This is a genomic window from Steroidobacter agaridevorans (genome assembly GCF_009932555.1).
GTDB classification, from domain to species: domain Bacteria; phylum Pseudomonadota; class Gammaproteobacteria; order Steroidobacterales; family Steroidobacteraceae; genus Steroidobacter; species Steroidobacter agaridevorans.
In genome coordinates this window covers 178575-200661 of sequence record NZ_BLJO01000009.1, presented here as the reverse complement: position 1 = coordinate 200661, position 22087 = coordinate 178575, and the positions used below count along the sequence as shown (strand labels likewise).

11 protein-coding genes are annotated in these 22087 nt (G+C 62.3%); 9 read left to right on the top strand and 2 right to left on the bottom strand.

Annotation, left to right across the window (positions count from 1 at the left end):
* Positions 1-6: 6 nt before the first annotated feature.
* From GYH35_RS28725 to GYH35_RS28690, 8 genes are all read left to right on the top strand, one after another.
* Positions 7-1485, top strand: a complete 1479-nt coding sequence (locus GYH35_RS28725; RefSeq protein WP_161811430.1) for an aldehyde dehydrogenase family protein — start codon at positions 7-9, stop codon at positions 1483-1485.
* Between the two features lie 32 nt (positions 1486-1517).
* Complete coding sequence (locus GYH35_RS28720) at positions 1518-2864, top strand: spinster family MFS transporter (protein WP_161811431.1); 1347 nt, start codon at positions 1518-1520, stop codon at positions 2862-2864.
* On the top strand, positions 2861-4672 hold the full coding sequence (locus GYH35_RS28715) for a M24 family metallopeptidase (protein ID WP_161811432.1): 1812 nt from the start codon (positions 2861-2863) through the stop codon (positions 4670-4672). Before GYH35_RS28720 ends, GYH35_RS28715 begins: the two co-directional genes overlap by 4 nt.
* A 418-nt stretch (positions 4673-5090) precedes the next feature.
* Positions 5091-8372 carry a non-ribosomal peptide synthetase gene (locus GYH35_RS28710; RefSeq protein ID WP_161830227.1) on the top strand — a complete coding sequence of 1094 codons (3282 nt, stop codon included), beginning with the start codon at positions 5091-5093 and terminating at the stop codon, positions 8370-8372.
* A complete protein-coding gene (locus tag GYH35_RS28705) occupies positions 8366-12901 on the top strand; it encodes a non-ribosomal peptide synthetase (protein WP_161830226.1) in 4536 nt (1511 codons plus the stop codon). Before GYH35_RS28710 ends, GYH35_RS28705 begins: the two co-directional genes overlap by 7 nt.
* Positions 12898-13887, top strand: coding sequence for a thiamine pyrophosphate-dependent dehydrogenase E1 component subunit alpha (locus tag GYH35_RS28700; protein ID WP_161811435.1), 990 nt, complete (start codon positions 12898-12900; stop codon positions 13885-13887). Before GYH35_RS28705 ends, GYH35_RS28700 begins: the two co-directional genes overlap by 4 nt.
* 23 nt (positions 13888-13910) lie before the next feature.
* Positions 13911-14903, top strand: coding sequence for an alpha-ketoacid dehydrogenase subunit beta (locus GYH35_RS28695; protein ID WP_161811436.1), 993 nt, complete (start codon positions 13911-13913; stop codon positions 14901-14903).
* 25 nt (positions 14904-14928) lie between these two features.
* Complete coding sequence (locus GYH35_RS28690) at positions 14929-16206, top strand: spinster family MFS transporter (RefSeq protein ID WP_161811437.1); 1278 nt, start codon at positions 14929-14931, stop codon at positions 16204-16206.
* On the opposite strand, the gene GYH35_RS28685 is transcribed toward GYH35_RS28690, so the two are convergent.
* Positions 16203-18740, bottom strand: coding sequence for a serine/threonine protein kinase (locus GYH35_RS28685; RefSeq protein WP_161811438.1), 2538 nt, complete (start codon positions 18738-18740; stop codon positions 16203-16205). The two genes, GYH35_RS28690 and GYH35_RS28685, sit on opposite strands and share 4 nt — an antisense overlap.
* A complete protein-coding gene (locus GYH35_RS28680) occupies positions 18737-19372 on the bottom strand; it encodes an ECF-type sigma factor (RefSeq protein WP_161830225.1) in 636 nt (211 codons plus the stop codon). The genes GYH35_RS28685 and GYH35_RS28680 overlap by 4 nt, the downstream gene beginning before the upstream one ends.
* Positions 19373-19568: 196 nt before the next feature.
* On the opposite strand from GYH35_RS28680, the gene GYH35_RS28675 reads away from it, so the two are divergent.
* A partial coding sequence (locus tag GYH35_RS28675) for a TonB-dependent receptor plug domain-containing protein (RefSeq protein ID WP_161830224.1) occupies positions 19569-22087 on the top strand: 2519 nt, incomplete at its 3' end.

The following is a 22087-nucleotide window of genomic DNA, read 5'->3' as shown; positions in this document are numbered from 1 at the left end:
CCGGCCATGAGTTTCGATATCAAGCGCGTCGATCAGGAAGTGGCGCCGTTCGTCGATGGGGTGCTCATCACCTCGGCGAGCGGCGACACGATCGAAGTAATGAATCCGTCCAATGGGAAGCGCGCTCTGAGCATTCCCGCCGGTTGCGACAAGGATGTCGCTACTGCCGTTGCATCGGCCCGCAGGGCCTATGCAGACGGGCGCTGGAGCGAGGCGCCGCCGTCGATTCGGAAGAAAACACTGCACCGCCTGGCCGACTTGATCGCTGCGAACTCCGGTGCGCTCGACGCGCTAGATGCGGGCGAGATGGGCAAGCCAATACGGGAACGCTGCGCCAACGCAGCGTCGGCAGCCGGATTGACGAGGTTCTACGCGGAAGCCGTCGACAAGGTCTGCGGCGATACATACAACAGCGACAAGACTACGTTCGTCGCTCAGCGCCGTGTGCCGCGTGGCATCGTGGCAGCGGTGACGCCGTGGAACTTTCCGACCGTCAACGCCATGAGCAAAGTGGCGCCCGCGCTGGCAGCCGGCAATTGCGTGGTTCTGAAACCATCGGAGCTCTCATCTCGCTCCGCCATGCGGCTGGCGATTCTGGCAGTAGAAGCCGGATTGCCTCCCGGAGTGTTGAATGTCGTGCCGGGTCGTGGCGAGACCGTGGGGCGCGCGCTCGGCATGCACATGGATGTGAACATGCTGACCTTCACCGGCTCGACCGAGATCGGCAAGCAAATGATGTGCTACGCCGGCCAGTCGAATCTGAAGGTGGTCATGACCGAGTGTGGCGGCAAGTCGCCGCAAATCGTGTTCGGCGACGGCGTGGATCTCGATGCCGCCGCGAAATCCGTCGCCCAGGCGATCCTGACGAATCAGGGCCAGGTCTGCAGTGCCGGTACACGCTTGCTGGTGCAGCGTTCGATCGAGCCGGTCCTGCTGGAAAAGATACTCGCGCAGCTCGAAAACATTTCGATCGGCAATGCATTGGATCCGCACACGACGTTCGGGCCGCTGGCTTCCTCCCAACAGTGTGCTCGCGTCATGAAATACATTCAGAGCGCGAAGGACGAAGGAGTGGAATTGGTCGCCGGCGGCAAGCGTGCGTTGCCGGAAACGGGCGGCTACTTCGTCGAGCCGACCTTGTTTCGCAATGTGCCGCCGACTGCGCGGATCGCGCAAGAAGAGATCTTCGGGCCCGTGCTCAGTGTCATCAAGTTCGAGAACGAGGCCGAAGCGATTCGAATCGCCAACGCCACGATCTACGGCCTCGCCGCTTACGTCTGGACGGCGGACCTGTCCCGGGCGATGCGAGTGACCAAGGCCATTCACTCCTCGATCTGGGTCAACGCGGCCGCGCCCAGCGGCGAAGGCGCGGGACACGCGGCCTCCTACGAGCCGGCGTTTCAGTCGGGCATCGGCACCGAGGGCGGGTTGGCAGGCATGGAGAGCTACCTGCGCCGCCAGCTCGTGTGGATCAATCATTCCTGAATCCCGCCGCCCCCTTTGTGAGTGGACATCCGATGCAACAGAGCGGCTACAAGAACTATTTGCTGACGTTGCTGCTGCTCATTCTCGCCTTCAATTTCATGGACCGGCTGGTGCTGGGCGTGGTGCTCCAGGACATCAAGGTCGACCTGGCGCTGAACGACACCCAGCTGGGTTTCTTCACAGGCATTGCATTTGCGATCTTCTATGCCGTGATGGGTGTGCCCATCGCCCGTTGGGCCGACCGTGGCAATCGCGTGACGATCATTTCCTTCACGGCCGCGCTATGGAGCGTCGCCGTTGCAATGTGCGGAGCGGCCAGCAGCTTCATTCAACTGATGTTGATCCGCATCGGCGTTGCAGTCGGCGAGGCCGGATGCCAGCCGCCTGCGCTTTCCTTGATCTCCGATTACTTTTCCCGGGCCGAGCGGCCGCGGGCCATCTCTTTATATAACCTCGGTTGGCCCGTCGCATTGGTGACCGGCTATTTCGCCGGCGGCTGGCTGAACGAGTGGTATGGGTGGCGCACCACGTTCGTCATCGTTGGTTTGCCCGGGCTGGCGCTCGCGCTGCTGGCCGTGCTGACGTTGCGAGAGCCGCGGCGAGACAAGCTGGCGGCGGCCGCGATCAACCCGGAGAGCCGACGATCTAAGAACACCCAGCCGAGCTTGCGGGAAGTATTTGTCACCATGCGTGGAAACGCTGCGTTCCGGCATGTCCTGCTGTGCTTGTCGCTGTCGCATTTCTTCACTTACGGCATCATGCAATGGCAACCGGCGTTCTTCGTCCGCAGTCATGGTCTGGGCACCGGTGAGCTGGGAACCTGGCTGGCCATCGTCTACGGCGGCGGCGGGCTGCTCGGCACCTTTCTGGGCGGGGAGCTCGCCTGGAGATATGCCGCGAACAATGAGCGCCTGCAGATGGTGGCCATCGCACTGTTGTATGCGCTGTTCGGTGTGCTGACTGCAGTGGTCTATCTTTCGCCGGATAAGTACCTGGCGTTTGCAGCCCTGGGCATTTCAGCCATCGGCGGCGCCGCGACCAACGGTCCGATCTTCGCGGCGACCCAGACGCTGATGCCGCCACGCATGCGAGCCGTGTCGATCGCGGTCGTGCTGTTCTTTTGCAATCTCATCGGCATGGGCTTGGGGCCGCTGGCCGCCGGCGCTCTGAGCGACGCGTTCCAGCCGATTTTCGGCGCGGATTCGCTGAGGTACGCGCTCGTGGTCTTCTGCCCGGGATATTTCTGGTGTGCCTGGCATTTGTGGATGGCGAGCAAGACTGTCGCGGATGATGTCGCGGCCGTGCAAGTCGAAGACGTCTCTCATAGCGCGCCGGCGATTGACATGCCCATGTCCAAGGGAATGAGGACGGTACCGTGAGCAACGTTCGCAAATTGCAAGCCTGGCTGCGCGACGCGTCCCTTACCGGATTGGTGGCGTCGACCGCAGACGAATTTCTCAGCGAGTTCTCGCCACCGGCCAACCGGCGTTTGCGGTGGCTCACGGGCTTTCGGGGATCGACCGGGACGGCCATCGTCTTGCAGGAGACAGCGGCGTTGTTTCTCGACGGTCGCTATCAATTGCAGGCGGTGTCGGATACCAAGGAGGAGGCGATCGCGATCGAATCCTCGAAGCCGGCGTCCATGCGGGCCTGGCTGGAGAAATCGTTGCCGGCGGGTGCGCGGCTCGGTCTGGACCCCTTTCTGCATTCATGGACGGAGCTGACGCAGTGGCAGAAGCTGGCTGCCGAGGTCGGCTTCGAGTTGCAGATGCTGAGCAGGAATCCCATCGATGAGCTGTGGACGCAGGGCCGTCCGGCGCCGCATGAACCGCGCGTCGTCGACTATCCCATCTCATTTGCCGGCGACAGCTGCCGGGCGAAGCGCCTCGAGCTCGCTGAATGCTTACGGCAGTCTGGCCTGAAGACATTGCTGGTGGCGGATCCGGAAGATGTTTCCTGGCTGCTCAATGTCCGAGCGTCGGATGAATCGGTGAAGACGGGCGTGGGCGAATGGCACATTGTGCCTGTGTGTCCCAGCAGGGCGCTGCTGAGCGACGACGGTACAGTGCGCTGGTTTGTGAACGAAGAGTTGCTCGATGGCGGCGTCATGGGCGAGGAAAGAAGCGGTGTCACAACCGTCGCTCCGCAGAAGTTGGCTGAAGAGCTGCAGGCCGCGGCGCGCGAGGGAACGATTGGAGCGGATCTGCGCCGTACGCCAGCGGCACTCGTCACCATCATCGAAGAGAGCAGAGCGCCAGTGGACGAAACGTCCGTCTCGCGTCGTCGTTGGGTGAAGCATGAGGTCGAGCTCGATGGCGCACGCCGGGCTCACCTCGTGGACTCCGCCGCCGTCGTACGGTTCATGGCGTGGATGGCGCGCACCGTTCCCGAGCGCGCTGTTACGGAATTCGAGGCGGCGGAGATGCTGGAGAAACTTCGCGAAGAGCATCCGAGCTACAAGGGTGCATCGATGCCGTTGATGTCGGCTTCCGGCCCGAGCGGCGCTCAACCCCACTACGTCCCCCGTCGGGAAGCGAGCCGCAGGCTGAACGATCATCCCGTCTACTGGATGGACTCGGGTGGTCACTATCCCGGCGGCACGACAGATAACACCATCACGCTGTCGTTCGGTCCGCCCGAGCCAAAACATGTGCTGGCCCATACGCTGGTGCTGAAAGGTTACATTGCACTGGCGACCACGCGCGCACCGCGGGGTACATTGGCTTATCGATTGGACACAATTACGCGCGAAGCGCTATGGCGGGAGGGGATGGATTACGGTCACAGCACAGGTCACGGCGTGGGTAATTGCCTGAACATCCATGAAGGCCCACTGCTCGGCAGCGAAGCCGGTCCAACGAGTGCGATCGCCCTCGAGCCCGGCATGATCGTCACCAACGAGCCCGCCTACTATGCGACCGGAGATTTCGGCATTCGCATCGAGAGTCATCTGATCGTCGTGCCTTCGCACCTCGAGAATTTCCTCGAGTTCGAAACGATTTCGCGGTTGCCCATCGATCCGCGGCTCGTCGATTTCGGGCGTCTGTCCAGCGCCGAGCGCCAGTGGCTGGCGGATTATCATCGCGTCGTACAAAATGATCTCGAGCCGTTGATCGATGTTTCTTCGCTCGCATGGCTGCGTACTTGGGTCGATACTTATATCAGTGCCGCCGAACGGCGACAGTGATCGATTGAGTCAGAAATATTTCAGTGCGTAATTCCGGCAGGGTCGGCCGGCCGTAAACGAAAACTCCAAATCTGTGCACGGGCCATATTCGTGCACGCTTGACCCTAAATCGATCTCGCGGCGCAGCGTCGAGTTGCCCGAATCCCTCATCACTTTCGGTCGTAGGTCTTTGATTGCCGGATGCTCCAGCACGGAGCGTCCACGGTCTGCCGTTGTTTCATTTTGGTATCCGTCGGCCTTTCCAGACGCGATGGGAACGCGGGATCGCGTGTTGCGCGATTGCTCCGTAATCGAAGTCTTCAATACTAAGAACAGACGCGCCGCGCTTTGACAACGGAATTGCTTTTGCGAGAGGTGAGCGATGGTCGATGAGATTCGAGCCGGGGATCCGCATGACTCGTTTCCAGAAGACGCAGCAATGTTTCCTGCAGAGAACGTACAGGGTGTTTATCCGCTCTCGTCCTTGCAGGTGGGAATGCTGTTTCACCGTCTGCTCGACGAGACTCGCGACACCTACGTGCTCTCGGTCCTGTTCGAGGTGCGTGCCCGCGAGCAGATCGAGCTGTTGATCGGCGCGCTGCAGAAGGTCATCGACCGGCACGACATTCTGCGCACGGCCATCCTCTGGGAGAACGTTCCGCAACCCGTCCAGGTCGTTCACCGCCATGCCAGCCTGCACGTCGAGCCGCTCTGGGTCGATCCTGCGCGCAGCGTCCTGGAGCAGGTGAAGGAGCAGATGAGGCCCGGTGCTCAGCGGCTGGATCTCCGCAGCGCGCCGCCGATGAGCTTGCAGACTGTCGCCGACCCGCGCAGCGAAAAGTGGTACGCGCTCCTGCACGTCCATCATGTGATCTGCGATCACGAATCATTGAACACCATACTGGAGGAAGTCAGGTTCTTCCTCGAAGGACGCGATCATGAGCTGCCCGCGGCAATGGCTCTCGACGATCCGGCAAAACAATCATTGCGGGATGTTTCAATACAGGACGTGGATGCCTTCTTCCGCCGTAAGCTGGCCGACATCGATGAGCCAACCGCGCCGTTCGGACTGCTGGATACTCATGGCGAGGCAGCAACGATCGAAGAAGCCTGCGAGGTGCTCGACGCCGGGCTGGCGAGTCGGATTCGCTCGTGGGCCAGGCGTCTGGGGCTGACTCCGGCTCGATTGTTTCATGCGGCATGGGGGCTGGTCGTCGCGCACACCAGCGGGCGCAGCGACGTGGTGTTCGGGACGGTGCTGCTGGCAAACCGAGCGCTGCGCGATCGATCCCAGCACAGCGTCGGGATGTCGGTCAATACGTTGCCACTGAGACTGCGATTGGAGGGTGAGACGCTCAAGGATTTCCTGGAGCAAACGCAACGAGAGCTTTCGGAGTTGCTACAGCATGCACAGGCATCGCTCGCGGATGTGCAGCGGTGCGCCGGGACGAACGGTCAGGGGCCGCTCTTCTCGGCCTTGTTGAACTATCGCCGCAATCCGCGCGGTCAAGTGACTCAAGCGTTCAATGCGCGCGGTGTCAGCATTCTCGCCAGGACCGACGCGTGGACCAACTACCCGATCACGATGACTGTGGACGATCTGGATCCGGCGTTCGTGCTCACTGCGTACACCGACCAGCGCACATCGGCTCAGCGCTTCATCGGGTATCTGCAGCAATCGCTGCGGGCGATGATGGATGCGCTGGATGATTCGCCGCATGTGCCGGCGCTGGCGCTGAACATCGTTCCAGACACTGAGCTCGATCAGGTCATCCACTCGCTCAACGCAACGGCGGCGCCGTATCCGCAGCAGAAGCTGATTCATGGCCTTTACGTAGAGCAGGCGGCGAGAACACCGACGCAGGTGGCCGTTGCGCATGGAGATCGGTCGCTGACGTATGCAGAGCTCGATCGAAAATCCGATCTGCTCGCGAAATATTTGCAAAGTCAGGGCGTCGGGCCCGACAGGCTGGTCGGCCTGTTCGTCGAGCGCAGCCTCGACATGATCGTGGGATTGATGGGAGTGCTCAAAGCCGGCGGAGCCTACCTGCCGGTCGACCCGAGCTATCCGCCGGACCGGGTGAGATACATGCTCGAGGACGCCAGGCCCGTCCTGGTGCTGACCCAGCAGGCACTCCGATCTCAGCTGCCCGAGACGTCGAGTCGCGTCATGGTGCTGGATGAGAAACCGCTGGAGGAGTTGGCAGCCTCGGAAACGAGTCTCTCGGACGTTGCGTCGTCGTCGGCCAATCTTTTGTATGTGATCTACACCTCCGGTTCGACCGGCCGGCCGAAGGGCACAGCAATGCCGCATCGGTCGATGGTCAACCTCATCGAATGGCATCGACACGAGTTGCCGCTGCGCGAGGGTGCGTGCGTGCTGCAGTTTGCGGCGCTGAGCTTCGACGTGGCGTTTCAGGAAGTGTTCTCCACACTCTGCTGCGGAGGCACGCTGGTGCTGGTCGACGAAGCGGTTCGCAAGGATCCACGTTCGATGATCGAACTGTTGCAAGCTCGGCGCATCGAGCGCCTGTTCGTGCCGCCGATGATGCTGCAGGCATTGGCCGATCACGCGATGACGACCGGCGTGGCGCCAGCAGAATTGCGGGATGTGATTGCCGCTGGCGAGCGCCTGCGGGTGAGTCCGGAGATCGTCGGTTTCTTCGAGCGCATCTCAGGCTGCCGCTTGCACAATCATTATGGGCCGACCGAGACGCACGTCGTCACCAGCGCCACTCTGTCGGGCTCGCCTCAGGCGTGGCCGGCATTGCCGTCCATCGGCAAGCCGATCGCCAATACCCGGATATACATTCTGGATGCCCGTCGGCGTCCGGTGCCGTTCGGCGCGATCGGCGAGATTTATATCGCTGGAGCGAATCTCGCGCGCGGCTATCTGAATCGCCAGAAGCTTTCTTGCGAGCGCTTCGTGGCCGATCCATTCGATGACGAACCGTGCGCACGGATGTACCGAACCGGCGACTTGGGACGATGGCTGGGCGATGGCCAGATCGAGTATCTGGGCCGCAACGATGAGCAAGTGAAGATTCGCGGCTATCGCATCGAGCTGCGGGAGATCGAAGCGCAGCTCACGTTGCATGAGAAGGTCAGGGAGGCGGCGGTTTGCGTGCGGGAAGACGTCACGGGTGCAAAGAAACTGGTCGCCTATGTCACGCCCCGCGATCGCGACGTTCCTACAGTCGACACCTTGCGGGCACATCTCGACGGCGTGCTGCCCACGTACATGGTGCCAAGTGCGTTCGTCGTTCTGGAACGCTTCCCGCTGACGCCCAGCGGCAAATTGGATCGACGCAATCTGCCGGCGCCGGAGATTTCGGCGGATGCGCATGAGCAGTACGAGCCTCCGAGCGGCGGATCGGAGCAGACCCTGGCGGAAATCTGGAAGGATCTGCTGCGTGTGAGCCGCGTCGGTCGCCACGACAATTTCTTCGATCTGGGCGGGCACTCGATTCTGGCGATGCAGGCCGTGACGCGCATTCGCTCGCGCCTGTCGATCGACATTCCTATCAAGCTGATTTTCGACTACCCAATCCTGCAGCAGCTGTCGGCCCGTCTGGAAGAGATGATCGAGCAGCAGTCTCTGGATCGGTTGGCTGTGGACGGCGCCGACATGGATCGGTTGGCGCAGACCGTCGCGTCGCTGCCCGAGAGTCGGGTCGCGGAGCTGTTGCAGGAACTGCGCATGGAGGGCACGTCGTGGTAGGAAGCGTTGATCTACGGAAGGATCGAACTGGATCGTTGTCGGCGAGCAAGGCGCAGCTTCTGCAGTTGCTGCTGGCGAAGCAGGCGCGAAGCGAACGGCCGATAGAACCGTCCCCGCGCGAGTCCGGAGAAGCCAGCCGCTTTCCGGCGTCGTCGGCGCAGCAGAGCCTTTGGTTCATCGATCAATTCGAAGGCGGCGGCTCGGCTTACAACATTGCGATAGCGATGGAGTTTCGAGGCGCTCTGGACCGCGCAGCACTGCAGTGGGCGCTGGATGAGCTGGTGCAGCGGCATGAGCCGCTGCGCACGGTGTTTCGCGACGTCGATGGGCAGCCGACGCAGGAAATCCACGCGCATGCGAAGTTCGCGCTCTCGGTTGTCGACCTGAGTGAGCGCCGCGAGCAGCAGCGGCTGGTCGAGATCGAGCGCCATAAGTCCGACGAAGCACAAGCTCGTTTCGACCTGCGTCATGGGCCTGTGATTCGCGGCCGACTGCTTCGTGTCCAGCCACAGGAGCATGTGCTGCTCATAACGATGCATCACATCGTGTCCGATGGATGGTCGATAGAGATCCTGATGCGCGAATTCGCGCAGCTGTATGGAGCATACCGGCACGGCAATCAGTTGCCGTCATTGCGCATCCAGTACGCCGACTATGCCCGGTGGCAGCGCAGATGGCATGCGAGCGAGGTGTCGGCCGGGCAATTGAAGTATTGGCGGGCACGGCTGGAGGGCGCCACATTCTCGCTCGATCTTCCCACCGACCGGCCGCGGCCCGCCGTTCGTCGCTTCCGTGGCCAGAGTGTCGACCTGGTGCTGGATGAAGCGCTGACGGCTCAGCTCAAAGCGCTCGCGCGCCGCCAAGGCGTGACGCTTTTCATGATCTTGTCTGCGGGATGGGCGATTCTGTTGTCCAGATTCAGCGGTCAGGACGATTTGTTGATCGGCACGCCGGCGGCAAATCGGCGGCGCGATGAGCTCGAAAGCCTGGTGGGGTTGTTCGTCAATACCCTGGTGCTGCGGTTCGGCGTGAGCGGCAATGCGCGACTCAGCGAGTTCCTCGGGCACGTCAAAGACGTAACCGTCGGCGCCTTCGATCATCAGGATATGCCGTTCGAACAACTCGTCGAAGCAATTCGACCCGAGCGCAGTGCGAACCGGCATCCGATCTTCCAGACGATGGTCGCTGTACGCAGCGTGCAGACCCGGGAGTGGACCTGGCCGGGTTTGGCCGCGACGCTGCACGAGATCGACAACGAAGCAGCCAAGTTCGATTTGCTGTTGTCGCTGGAGGAGCGTGGCAAGGATGTCGCCGGCAGCGTGCAATACGATGCGGATCTGTTCGACAAAGAAACATTGCTCCGGTGGCTCGGCTGCTTCAGGACGTTGCTGCGTGGAATGACGGAGGGCGAGAACAGCCGTGTTGGCGATCTTCCGATTCTCGATGAGCGGGAGCGACAGACGGTCCTGCGGCGCTTCAACGAGCCGCTACGGCCGCAGGCGCCTGGCAAGCTGATTCATGAGCTGTTCGAAGCGCAGGTGGAGCGTGGGCCCGACATACCCGCGGTCGTCTATGAGGGACGTGCGCTCACATATGAGGAATTGAACGGCAGGGCGAATCAGGTCGCGCGACTCTTACATCAGGCGGGTATCGATGCGGAGCAGGTGGTGGGTCTGTGCGTCGAGCGGAGCCTGGACATCATCGTAGGCTTGTTGGCCATTCTGAAGGCAGGGGGCGCGTATGTGCCGCTCGACCCTCATAGTCCGGCCGAGCGGCTCGCGTCCATGCTCGAGGATGCCGCGCCTCGCGTCGTTCTGACACAAAGGAGTCTGCAATCGATTCTGCCGCAGACCGGCGCGCGGCTGATTGCACTGGACGACGCTTCGAATGCGATCGAACGTCAGGCTGTTGAAAACCTCACGGGCACGATTGGCGGCCCTCGAGCCGACGGCCTTGCGTATGTGATTTATACCTCCGGGTCCACTGGCAAGCCCAAGGGCGTGGCGATCGAGCACAGCGGCGTAGTGAACCTGTGGCACGGTCTGGAACGTCTGTACGACTCGTGTCCTGGCATCCAGCGCGTGGGTCTGAATGCATCGCTGAACTTCGACGCGTCAGTCCAGCAGCTCGTGCAGTTGCTCTCGGGTCGGACGCTGCACGTCGTGCCGCAAGACGTCCGGATGGATGGCTCCATTCTGCTGAGCTATCTGCGGGAACACCGCATCGATGCGATCGACTGCACGCCCTCGCAGCTCAAATCGTGGATTGCCGCGGGGCTGCTCGATGGCAACGCGGGTCCGCTCAAGCTGGTGCTGGTGGGTGGTGAGGCGATCGATACCGAGTTGTGGGGCAAGTTGTCCCGCTGCGCCAACATCACGTTCTACAACATGTATGGGCCAACGGAGTGCACCGTCGATTGCATCGTCGCGCGGCTGAATGGCGATACCACCGCGCCCCATATAGGGCGTCCGATGGACAACCGCTGCGTGTACATCCTCGATGAACACCGGCACCCGGTGCCCATCGGCGTCAAAGGCGAGCTCTATGTCGGCGGCCTGGGGGTCGCTCGCGGGTATCTCAACAAACCCGAAATGACGCAGGCGCGCTTCATTCGCGATCCGTTCGCAAGCGATCCGCGCATGCGTCTGTACAAGTCGGGCGATGTCGGCCGGTGGCGAGCGGATGGAACCATCGAATATCTGGGCCGCAACGACGATCAGGTGAAGATTCGCGGTTATCGAATCGAGCTCGGGGAAATCGAAGCGCAGCTGCTGCTCCACCCGCAAGTGCAAGAGGGGGTGGTCGTGGTTCGCGAAGATGTGCCGGGTGACAAGCGGCTGGTTGCCTACTTCGCGACGAAGCTCTCGCCCGGTCCCAGCGTCGAGGAGCTGCGCACACACCTGAGGCAGAAGCTGCCCGATTACATGGTGCCGATGGCATTCGTTCGCATGGGTGCCTTTCAATTGACGCTCAGTGGCAAGGTGAACAGGAAGGTCTTGCCGGCACCGGATCTGACGGCATACACGAGGCGGCCCTACGAGGCGCCCGAGGGTGAGGCGGAGCAGCAGCTTGCAGCGATCTGGCGACAACTGTTACAGGTCGAGCAAGTCGGACGCGATGACAGCTTTTTCGATCTGGGCGGCCATTCGCTACAGGTGCTCAGAGCCTTGTTTGAAATGAACCAGGCGCTCGGCGCCACGCTGAAAGTGGCCGATGTTTATCAGAGCCCCACGATTCGCCAGCTCGCAGCGAGAATTGCGGGTGTTGCTAGCGCAGTCGAGTATGTGGATCTTGCGCGCGAAGCCGTGCTGCCGCCCCAGCTGCTCGCAGGGCCGGCTCCTGTTTCAGCCCGTACGAATGCGATCTTGCTGACCGGGGCGACGGGTTTCGTCGGCCGATTCCTGTTGTCTCAGCTGCTGAGAGACACGGATGCAACGTTGTACTGTCTGGTGAGGGCGGCGAGTCAACAGGACGCTGCAACACGGCTCAAAGCCACGCTGAGCCGATGGGATCTGTGGAGGGATGATTTCGAGCGGCGCGTCGTCGTCATTGCCGGGGATGCGCGGCTGTCGCGACTCGGCATGGATGAGCAGACATTCCTGATGCTGCAAGACGCAGTCGATGAGATCTATCACTGCGCGACGAGCATGAATCATCTCGAGACCTATGAGATGGCGAAATCCGCCAGCGTCGGCGCAGCAGTGGAGCTCGTCAGGCTGGCAACCGGCGCCAAGACCAAGCCTATTCACTACATCTCGTCGATCAGCATCTTCAGTCCCCGCGGCTACGAACCCGGTCGCAGTGTGAATGAGCAGAGCCCGATCGATCACGAGCACCATCTCGCTTCGGAAGGCTATGTGGCGAGCAAATGGGTCAGCGAGAAGATATTCATGACTGCGCGTGAGCGCGGCGTTCCGTGCAATATCTTTCGGCTCGGGCTCGTCTGGGGCGATGCGCAGCACGGTCGCTACGATGAGCTGCAGCGAGAGTACCGAATGCTCAAGAGCAGTCTGCTCGCGGGGTGCGGCATCGCGGACTACCGATATGAGATGTCGCCGACCCCGGTGGACTTCGTGTCTCGGGCGATCGTGTTCCTGGCAACTCGCCATCGCCATGACAGCGGCACATTTCACATCTGTCCGTCCGGCGAGATGGCCGATGGAGTCTATGAAGCCATCGGCGACCTGGCCGACAGGTCGTTGCAACTGCTGCCGCTCTACGACTGGATCTGCGAAGTCAAGCGGCTGCATCACCAGGGGAGGTCGCTGCCCGTCGTGCCGCTGGTGGAATTTGCGTTCTCCATGGACAGGACGGCCTTCGATCGATATCAGTTGGGCTTACAGCATGCGAGCGTGCAGATGGATTGCTCGAGCACGCTGCAAGAGCTGCGCACGGCAGGCATCGAACTGCCTCGACTCGACCGTGACCTGATTCGAACCTGTGTGCAGAGCATGCTCACGAGGGACGGCGACTTGAGCGAGATCGCGGAGTGCGGTGACGTGCTGCCGCCGAGCAGGAGACGGGCATGACAGGCAAAGTTGGATCCGCACAGCCACTGGACGAGGTGCAGCTCCGAGAGATGCTGCGTCGGATGCTTCGCATTCGTCACTTCGAAGAGTGCGCCGCTCTGCAGAGAAGCAATCTGGTCGGACCGTTGCACAATTGCATCGGCCAGGAAGGCGAGATCGTCGGCGCCTGCATGGCTCTGCGTAACGACGACTACATGACGGGCAACCACCGCTCGCATGGCCATCCGATAGGAAAAGGCGTGCAGCTCGCGCCACTGATGGCTGAGCTCTTCGGCAAGCGCACGGGTGTGTGTCGTGGCAAAGGCGGCTCGATGCACCTGGCCGACTTCTCCGCAGGCAGTCTCGGCGAGTCGGGAATCGTCGGCTCGCTGATGCCTGTTGCTGTCGGCGCCGGGTTGAGTGCGCGCTTGCGACGAACCGATCAGGTTTGCCTCTGTTTCTTCGGCGATGGCGCCGCCAACTGCGGGCCGTTCCACGAAGCATTGAACCTGGCGGCGATCTGGAAGCTGCCGGTGATTTTCCTTTGTGAGAACAATGCGTATGCGTTGTTCACGGCTCAGGATGAAACGACTCCCATCGTCGATATCGCGCAACGCGCTGTCGCCTACAACATCCCCGGCGTGACGGTCGACGGACAAGACGCGTGGCAGGTTCACGATTGCGTGGCGACTGCCGTGGCTCGCGCGCGGGCGGGCGAGGGTCCAACGCTCGTCGAAGCGAAAACCTATCGCTACTGCGAGCATCAAGAGTTCGGGAACGCTTTCAAGGCGCCAACTTATCGGAGCGAAGCGGAGATCGCTCAGTGGCGGGCGAGGGATCCGATCGACATCTTCGCTGCGCGCCTGCGCCGGGACGGAAAACTGACAGAGGCGGACTTCGAGCGCTTGCAGTCTGAAGTGCGCACAGAAGTGAGCGCAGCGTTGCAGTTCGCGCTGGAAAGTCCGCCGCCGCAGCCGGAAGCGCTGTACGAGGATGTCTTCGCTTGAAACGCTCAATGGAGTAACGACGCGTGCCCAGAATCACATACGCCGAAGCCGCCAGGCAGGCCATTCTCGAAGAGATCAGGAGCGACCCTCGGGTCTTCGTGATGGGCGAAGACGTGCAGCGCTATCCTTATGAAGATGTGGTCGAGGAGTTGGGTCGGGAGCGGATTCGCAGCACGCCGATCTCCGAAGCCGGTTTCTTCGGGGCCGGCATCGGCGCGGCTTTGACCGGGATGCGCCCGGTGATCGAAGGCGCGTTCTCGACATTTCTATATTCGGCGATGGATCAGATCGCGAACCAGGCGGCGAAGAGCCGCTACATGTTCGGCGGTCAGGCGAGCGTGCCGTTGGTGATGCGAGCGACCGTCTCTTATGGGATCGCGACGGCCGCACATCACTCGGACCGTCCATGGGCCATCTTTGCGCAGATTCCGGGACTGAAGATCATCATTCCCTCCACGCCGTTCGACGCCAAAGGCTTGTTGAAGTCGGCGATTCGAGATCGCAATCCCGTCTTGTGTTTCGATGACTGGTCGCTGCTTGGAACGGCAGGCGAGGTTCCCGAGGGCGACTACACGGTGCCGCTCGGCGTGGCTGAAGTGAAGCGCAGCGGCACGGACCTGACCATTGTCGCCCTGGCAGCGGCCGTGCATCGATCGTTGGAGGCCGCGGAGATGCTTGCCAAAGAGGGCATTTCCGCAGATGTGGTGGACCTGCGCACGGTCGTCCCGATGGATCGACAGACGGTCATTGCATCGGTGGCCAAAACCGGCCGCCTGCTGGTCGTCGATCCTGCTCCGGGAACTTGCAGTGTCGCTTCGGAAGTGGCGGCTACGGTTGCACAGAGCGCGTTTGAATTTCTGAAAGGACCCATCGTGCGCCTGACTGCGCCCGATGTGCCGGTGCCTTTCAGCCCGGATCTCGAGCGTCTGATGTATCCAACGGCGGAGGGCATCGCCGCTGCTGCCCGAACGCTGTGCCGGAGTCACAAGATCAAGACGGCGATGCCGCTGCTGTAGCTGCGGCGACCGGCGGGCAATCATCGTGCAACAGGCGGCCTACAAGCGTTATCTGCTGTTCGTGCTGATGGCCATCATGGCCTCGCACTATCTCGATCGGGTCGTGCTCGGCGTGGTGATGCAGGACGTCCAGTCGAGCCTCGATCTCAACGATACCCAGGTCGGTCTGCTCAGCGGCCTGGGGTTCGCACTGTTCTACTCGATCATGGGGATTCCCGTCGCTCGCTGGGCCGACCGAGGCAATCGGGTGCTGATCATTTCGGTGACGGCGGCCATCTGGAGCGCGGCGGTGGCCTTGAGCGGCATGGCGCGGAACTACACAGAGTTGCTCCTGATCCGCATCGCTGTCGCGGCGGCGGAGGGCGGCTGCATGCCGCCGGCGTATTCGCTGCTCGGTGACACCTTTTCGCGAGTCGAACGGCCACGCGCCTCCGCCATCTATATGCTCGGTCTGCCCATCGCGCTGTTGGTGGGCTACTTTGCGGCAGGATGGTTGAACGAGGCCTATGGCTGGCGCATGACGCTGGTTCTCATCGGTGTTCCCGGGCTTGCGCTCGCTTTGCTCGCCGCACTGACGTTGCAGGAGCCGCGCTCACGTCGCGATCAATCGGTGACGCCGATGTCACAAGCAGCCGCGCCCAGCCTTCGGACTGCGTTTGTAACATTGTTCGGCAACTCCACGTTCCGACAGCTGTGCCTGTTCATCTGTGTCTGGTATTTCTGTTCTTATGCGCTGTTCCATTGGCAGGCAATCTTCTTTATCCGCATTCACGGCCTCGACAGCGGAGCAGCGGGCGCCTGGCTGGCGCTGGTCTTCGGCGCTGGGGCGCTGCTGGGTACCTGGCTGGGCGGCGAGTGGGGCGCCCGCTATGCCGCCAACAACGAACAGTTGCAGCTGATCGGCGTCGTCGTCATGTTCTCGGCCTACACCGTTTTCGTGGGAGCGGCCTACCTCGTCGCCAGTCACTATGTCGCGTTCGCGTTGCTCGCGATCGGCACGATCGTCGGCAACATGTGCCAGGGGCCGATACTCGCGACCATTCAAACACTGGTTCCCTCGCACATGCGCGCAATGTCGCTTGCGCTTCTCTATTTCATCGGGAATCTGGTCGGGATGGGCTTGGGGCCGCTGGCTGCAGGCGCGTTGAGCGATGCATTACGGCCCTGGGCCGGCGAGGAATCGCTGCGCTATGCACTGATTATCTTCTGTCCTGGCCACCTGTGGGCTGCATGGCATCTGTGGCGCGCCAGTCAGACCATCGTGCTCGACGTGGCCGCACAGAGCGAGGCGGCACCCGGCTAGCTCGACGTGCTCGCGCATTTGGGCACCGCCGTTTGCACCGAGCGCAGGTGTTGAGCGGCCTCGGCGGCGAGTACTGCATCGCTGTTCGCAGCGATGAACACCTGCTCCGCTTTGTGCAATAACGTACACGCCTCCAGCAGCAATTTTTTCCGCGAAGCGCCGCTCGCGCCATCGGCTTGTGATATCAGCAGCTGGCCCAGTTTCATGTCGTTCATACCGATGAGGAACTGGGTGTTGTTGAGGCGATCGGCGCGCGCACCCGAAAGAGCGCCGAGCAACGACTGCGCTTCCTCCAGACTTCGGGTCGCATCGGCGGTGCGGCGGTGATCCTTCAACGAATCGGCGAGATCCCCCAGCGCCCACCCCAGCGTGAAGCGCAGTTCTTCACGCTCGGGATCCGCATCCGACAGCGCTCGCAGACGATCGACGGCCTCTTGCCGTCTGCGCAAACCTTCCGCCGCGCGCCCTGTATGCGCCGCCGCTTCGCCGGCATCCATCAGCACGTACGCTGCTTCCTTGCGTAACTCGGCGTCAAGTGGATGGTCGCGTACCAGCGATTCGTAAATGTCCAGCGAGCGCATGTGCAGTGCATAGGCGGGCTCATGCCGGCCGCCGATGTGCGTCAACAGGTCAGCGCTGCGGCTGTAGGCGCCCGCGAGATTGCGGCGAACTTTGATGCCGGTATCGCCGTCTCGAATAATCTGCTCGAGGATGCTCGCGCCACGATTGATCTGGCCGACGCCTTCATCGAGCTCACCGTTCATCGCGCGCAACGCGCCTTGCACGACATGTACGGTCCCTAGCAGGCGAGAATCATCTGCGGTTGCGTCGGCCCGCTGCGTGAGCGCACTGGCGAGCTCGAGCGCCTCGGACGCATAGCGTGCGGCCTCGTCCATCAACCGATTGGACTGACTGTACTGCGCGAGCTTGAGACTCACCACCAGCCGTTCGCGCAGCATCGTTTGGTCGCGCGCTCCCTGCTCCCACAGAGCAGCGCGCAGCTCCCATGCCTTGCGATAGCTCGCGATCGCAGTCTCGTTGTTCTGTAGATTCGAGGCGAGGAAATCGCTCTGCAAGTCGCCGACGCGCTCGTAGGCCCGCGCCAGATCTCGTTGCACTTGCGGATCGCTGGTGTTTTCCTGCGCGAGCGCGTCGAGATAGCGCAGCGAATGACCGATGATTCGTTCACGCGCGGGCAATGTTCCGGGAAGCGACGTGATTGAATCGTGCACGTCCACCATGAATGTCTGCGCCAGGCTGCGTACGTCATCGAAGTGACGCTCGGCGCGCTGACGCTCGCGCTCGGCGCGATGCGCCTGCCAGCCGGTCGCGACGATGCCTGCGATCAGGGAGAGAGCGAGCATGACCGCGGCGGCTACGAGCGTGCGATTGCGCCCGACGAATTTGCGCACTCGGTAGCGGACGCTATCGGGTGCGGCCAGGACCGGAAAGCCGCCCAGATGCCAGGCGATATCCTGCGACAGCTGTTCCACCGAGGCGTAACGACGCTCGGGATCCTTGTTCAGCGCCTTCAGAATGATGGTGTCGAGATCGCCGCGCAACTGTGCAGTCGTGGCGGGCGCATTTGCGACGTCCTGCACGACGATGCTCGGACGGCGCGGCTCCCGTTCGCAGATCAGGCGCGCCACATCGTAGTAGGCGTCGGAGAGCGGTCGATACACGGGCTGGCCGGTCAACAACCGATACAGCAGCACGCCGAGCGCATAAACGTCGCTTGCGGTGGTCAGCGGTTCACCGCGAATCTGCTCGGGACTCGCGGATTCCGGTGTGAGCGCCACCGTACGCGTGGTATGCGCGTGCGCGTAGCCGTCGGTGGGATCGAGTAAGCGCGCGATGCCGAAGTCGAGCAGCTTGACGACGCCGTCCTCGTTCACCAGTACATTACTGCACTTCAGATCGCCGTGAACCATCAGATGGCGATGCACGTAATGCACGGCGTCGCACAGCGTGTGAAACAGCCGCAGTCGCGCGGTGAGATCGAGTTGGCGGCGATTGCAATACACATCGACAGGCTCGCCTCGGATGTACTCCATGACGAGGTATGGCACGCCGTCTTCGGTTGTCCCACCGTCGAGAAGATGCGCGATGTTCGGGTGACTCAGGCGCGCGAGCATCTGGCGCTCCGCGCGAAAGCGACGCATGAGAATGTCGTTATCGTGGCTCGGATGGAGCAGCTTGATAGCGACTTCATGTTCGAACTGTTCTTCGCTACGCGCCGCGCGGAAGACCACGCTCATACCACCGCGGCCAATTTCTTCGAGGATGCGATAGCGCCCGACCGTTCGTCCGATCCACTGCGGTCGCACCAGCGGCGCCAGTGGGGCGTGTTCGATCGCGGGTGAGTCGATGAAGCTCGGCGGTCCGTCGTGCGCGGCGATCAGCGAGCGCACCTCACAACGTAACTCCTCATCATCGCCGCAGGCCTGTTCAAGCCATGCTTCGCGCGAATGGGGCTCCTGCTCGAGCGCATCGCACAGGAGTGCTTTCACTCGGCGCCAGTGATCGGGTGTCATTGTTCTGTCCGCGCCAGTTCGCGCCGCAGCCACGCGCGCGCCGCTACCCACTCGCGTTTGACTGTGGCTTCGGAGATGGCAAGCGCTTGCGCGGTCTGTTCTACCGTGAGCCCGCCGAAGTAACGCATTTCCACAACTTGTGCCTGCCGTTGATCGAGCGTCGCCAGCCGTGACAGCAGATTGTCCAGCGCACTGATTTCCTCGCTTGCACGCATGTCGATGAGCGGCACGTCATCGTCAACTGAGGAAGGCTGCGCATCCTCGTGCGGGCGGTGGGCGTTTGCGTCTTCGAGTGCATCGCTCGAAATCCGTTGCGCTTCGCCGCCGCGCTTTGCGCTCAGACGCGCGCGTGCGTAGTCCACCAGAATCCGGCGCATGACCGTGGATGCGACGGCGAAGAAGTGTGCGCGGTCTTTCACGCTCACCGATTCCAGGTTGATCAGTCGCACGAATGCTTCGTTCACGAGCGCAGTCCCCTGCAACGTGTGATCGCGTCGCTCACGGCGTACGTGGTCATGCGCCATGGAGCGAAGTTCCTGATAAAGCAGCGTCATCAACTGCGGGAGGGCGGCGGCGTCGCCGCCGCGCCAATGCGCGAGCAATTGGGTCACGCCAAGTGCGGAATTGGGCATCGGGGCATCCAGCCAGGAGCGAGCGATTGAAATTATGCCATGGACGCGCGCACGGGGCGCGGCGGCTCCTCGTCCAAGGGGCGTAAGCGTAAACCATCGGCAAATCGGCTCACGCGGCGGCAGAAAAATGTATGAGCCGATTCGCACCCCGTTTGCGCTGACCTAGATATCGGTCACGCAAAAAAAGGGGAGCAGCATGGATACAACATCACGTTCGCTGAAACTCGCTATTCAGTGCGCGTTGCTAGCCGGCGCAGGCTTTGCGACCACGACACCTGCACAGGCGCAGGACCCATCGATTCAGGAGATCGTCGTCACCGGCTCGCGCATCCGGCGCGTCAATGACGAAACGGCTTCGCCAGTCCAGGTCGTAGATCGCGCGGACATCGAGCGCACCGGCGCGACGAATATCGCCGATGTGATCCGCACCGTGATTCAGGCGGACAACCAGGGCTCGATTCCAACGGCGGCGACGGGCGGCTTCGCCGCGGGCTCCGCCGCAATCTCCCTGCGCGGGCTGGGCGTAAATTCAACGCTGGTGCTCGTCAATGGCCGGCGCATGGCGACCTATGGACTCGCCGATGACGGCGTCCGCACGTTCGTCGACCTGAACTCGATTCCGTTCGACGCCGTCGAACGCGTCGAAGTGCTGAAGGACGGCGGCTCGGCGATTTACGGGTCTGACGCCGTGGCGGGCGTCGTGAACATCATCCTGCGCGAGAAGTTCGACGGCGTCGCCGTCTCGGCCGAGAGCGGCATCACGCAACGAGGCGACGGCGAAAGCTATCGGCTATCCGTCATGGGCGGCTCCACCGGCGATCGTTACAGCACGTACGCGGCGGTCGAGGGACTGCGGGAAGGCGAGATCGCGCAAGGCGATCGTGGCGGCTTCCTCGGCACGCACGATCTGCGCAGCTTCGGCTTTTTCGACAATCGCCTCGGCGCTCCGGCGGCCGGCCGCGGCAACTTCTCGCCCGGCATCCCGTCGTTCGCCGCCAGCACGCCGTACGGCTCGGTCCGCGTTCCCGGCGGCACCCTCGAGCAACGTATCAATCTGCTGCCGTGCCCCGAGACCTCGAGCGCGACCGGCATGTGCGTGTTCGATACCATCGACTACGTCCAGATCGCACCGGAAGTCGAGCGCCTGAATGCGCTCGCGCGAGGCAGCCTGAGCTTCACCGATTCGCTCGAAGGCTACGCCGAGCTTGGATATTTCACCTCGCACGTGACGGCCATCGGCACCCCCGGCACCGTCAGCGACGGCGGCGTGTACAACCCCGCGGATCCGGCCAGCCCGGTCGTCCACACCACGGTGCTGCCGGCGGACCATCCCGACAATCCGACGGGCGTGAATCGCACGCTGAGTCTTCTGACGACGGCTCTCGGCGGACGCAATGGCGAGACCGAATCCGAAGTGTTCCGCGGCATCGCGGGACTCAGGGGCGAGTTGAACGAGGCGTGGGAGTGGGACGTCGGCGCCGGTTACATCGACAGCAAACTGACCGACACGCGCACCGGTTACGTGCGTCATTCGGTGCTGCAGGCGGCGATCGACTCCGGCGAATTCCGTATCGATCCATCGCTCAACTCGAAGGCGCTGCTCGGCGCGATATCACCCACGCTCGAGCGCGAGGCGACGAGCTCGGTAATGATGATGGACGCGCGCATTTCAGGCTCGCTGCTCGACTTGCCGGGTGGCGCGCTCGGCGTGGCGTTTGGCAGCGAGTGGCGCCGCGAGGAAGTCGATACGCCGCCGCTGCCCTTCACCGATCTCGGAGACATCATCGGACTCGGCTACTCGGCATATTCGAAGGAGCGCAAGGTCTACGCGGGTTATACCGAAGTCGATGCGCCGGTGACATCCTGGCTCGGGCTCAACGCGGCCCTGCGCTACGATCATTACGATGACTACGGTTCCTCGACCACGCCCAAGCTGGGCGTGACTTTGAAGCCGATCTCACAACTGCTCCTGCGCGGCACGTATCAAGAAGCCTTTCGCGCGCCAGGTCCGGCCGAGAGCGGCAACAGCGCATCGTTCGGCTTCACGAACATCGGCATCCTCACCATCGGCAATCCGGATCTGCAGCCCGAGGAAGCGAAGGCGTACACACTGGGCGTCGTGTACGAGCCGCTCGACGGGACGAGTGTGTCCGTCGACTACTATCGGATCGATCGCGAAAATGAAATCGTCTCGGCGGATCAGGCGCTGGTCGTGGGCGATCTGCCCACCAACGGCGAGCCGAACTCACAGCGGCCGGGTCTGTTGCCGAACTCGGCCCTCTATTACGACGAGTTCGGCGATCTCGCCACGATCTCGGCGCCGTACGTCAACGCCAACGAAACCGTCACCGACGGCCTCGACTTCGACTTGCGCCAGCGGTTCGAGCTTGGCGGCGCCGGCGCACTGACGGCAGCGCTCGTGTGGACGCATGTGCTGAACTACGAGCGCGATGCCGGCGGTCGCACACTCGAATACGTCGGCACGCACGGACCTTATGTGTTGAGCGCGGCCGGCGGCACCCCCGCGGATCGCGGTCGTCTGCAACTCACCTGGGATTACGGCGATCTGTCCATCACCGGCGCTGTGAGCTACGTCAGCAGCATGGAGATGATCGATCACAAGGGCGAGACGCTGGTCGATAACGAAGACGGAACGTATGTGACGACCACCGGCGAAGGCGCCTATGTCGTGGCCGATCCGAACGGCAAAGTCTG

What these genes read in the sequence shown, in the direction of transcription:
- GYH35_RS28725 (WP_161811430.1), top strand. Translation starts at nt 7, where the DNA reads ATGAGTTTCGATATCAAGCGCGTCGATCAGGAAGTGGCGCCGTTCGTC.
- GYH35_RS28720 (WP_161811431.1), top strand. Translation starts at nt 1,518, where the DNA reads ATGCAACAGAGCGGCTACAAGAACTATTTGCTGACGTTGCTGCTGCTC.
- GYH35_RS28710 (WP_161830227.1), top strand. Translation starts at nt 5,091, where the DNA reads ATGTTTCCTGCAGAGAACGTACAGGGTGTTTATCCGCTCTCGTCCTTG.
- GYH35_RS28700 (WP_161811435.1), top strand. Translation starts at nt 12,898, where the DNA reads ATGACAGGCAAAGTTGGATCCGCACAGCCACTGGACGAGGTGCAGCTC.
- GYH35_RS28685 (WP_161811438.1), bottom strand. Translation starts at nt 18,740, where the DNA reads ATGACACCCGATCACTGGCGCCGAGTGAAAGCACTCCTGTGCGATGCG.
- GYH35_RS28680 (WP_161830225.1), bottom strand. Translation starts at nt 19,372, where the DNA reads ATGCCCAATTCCGCACTTGGCGTGACCCAATTGCTCGCGCATTGGCGC.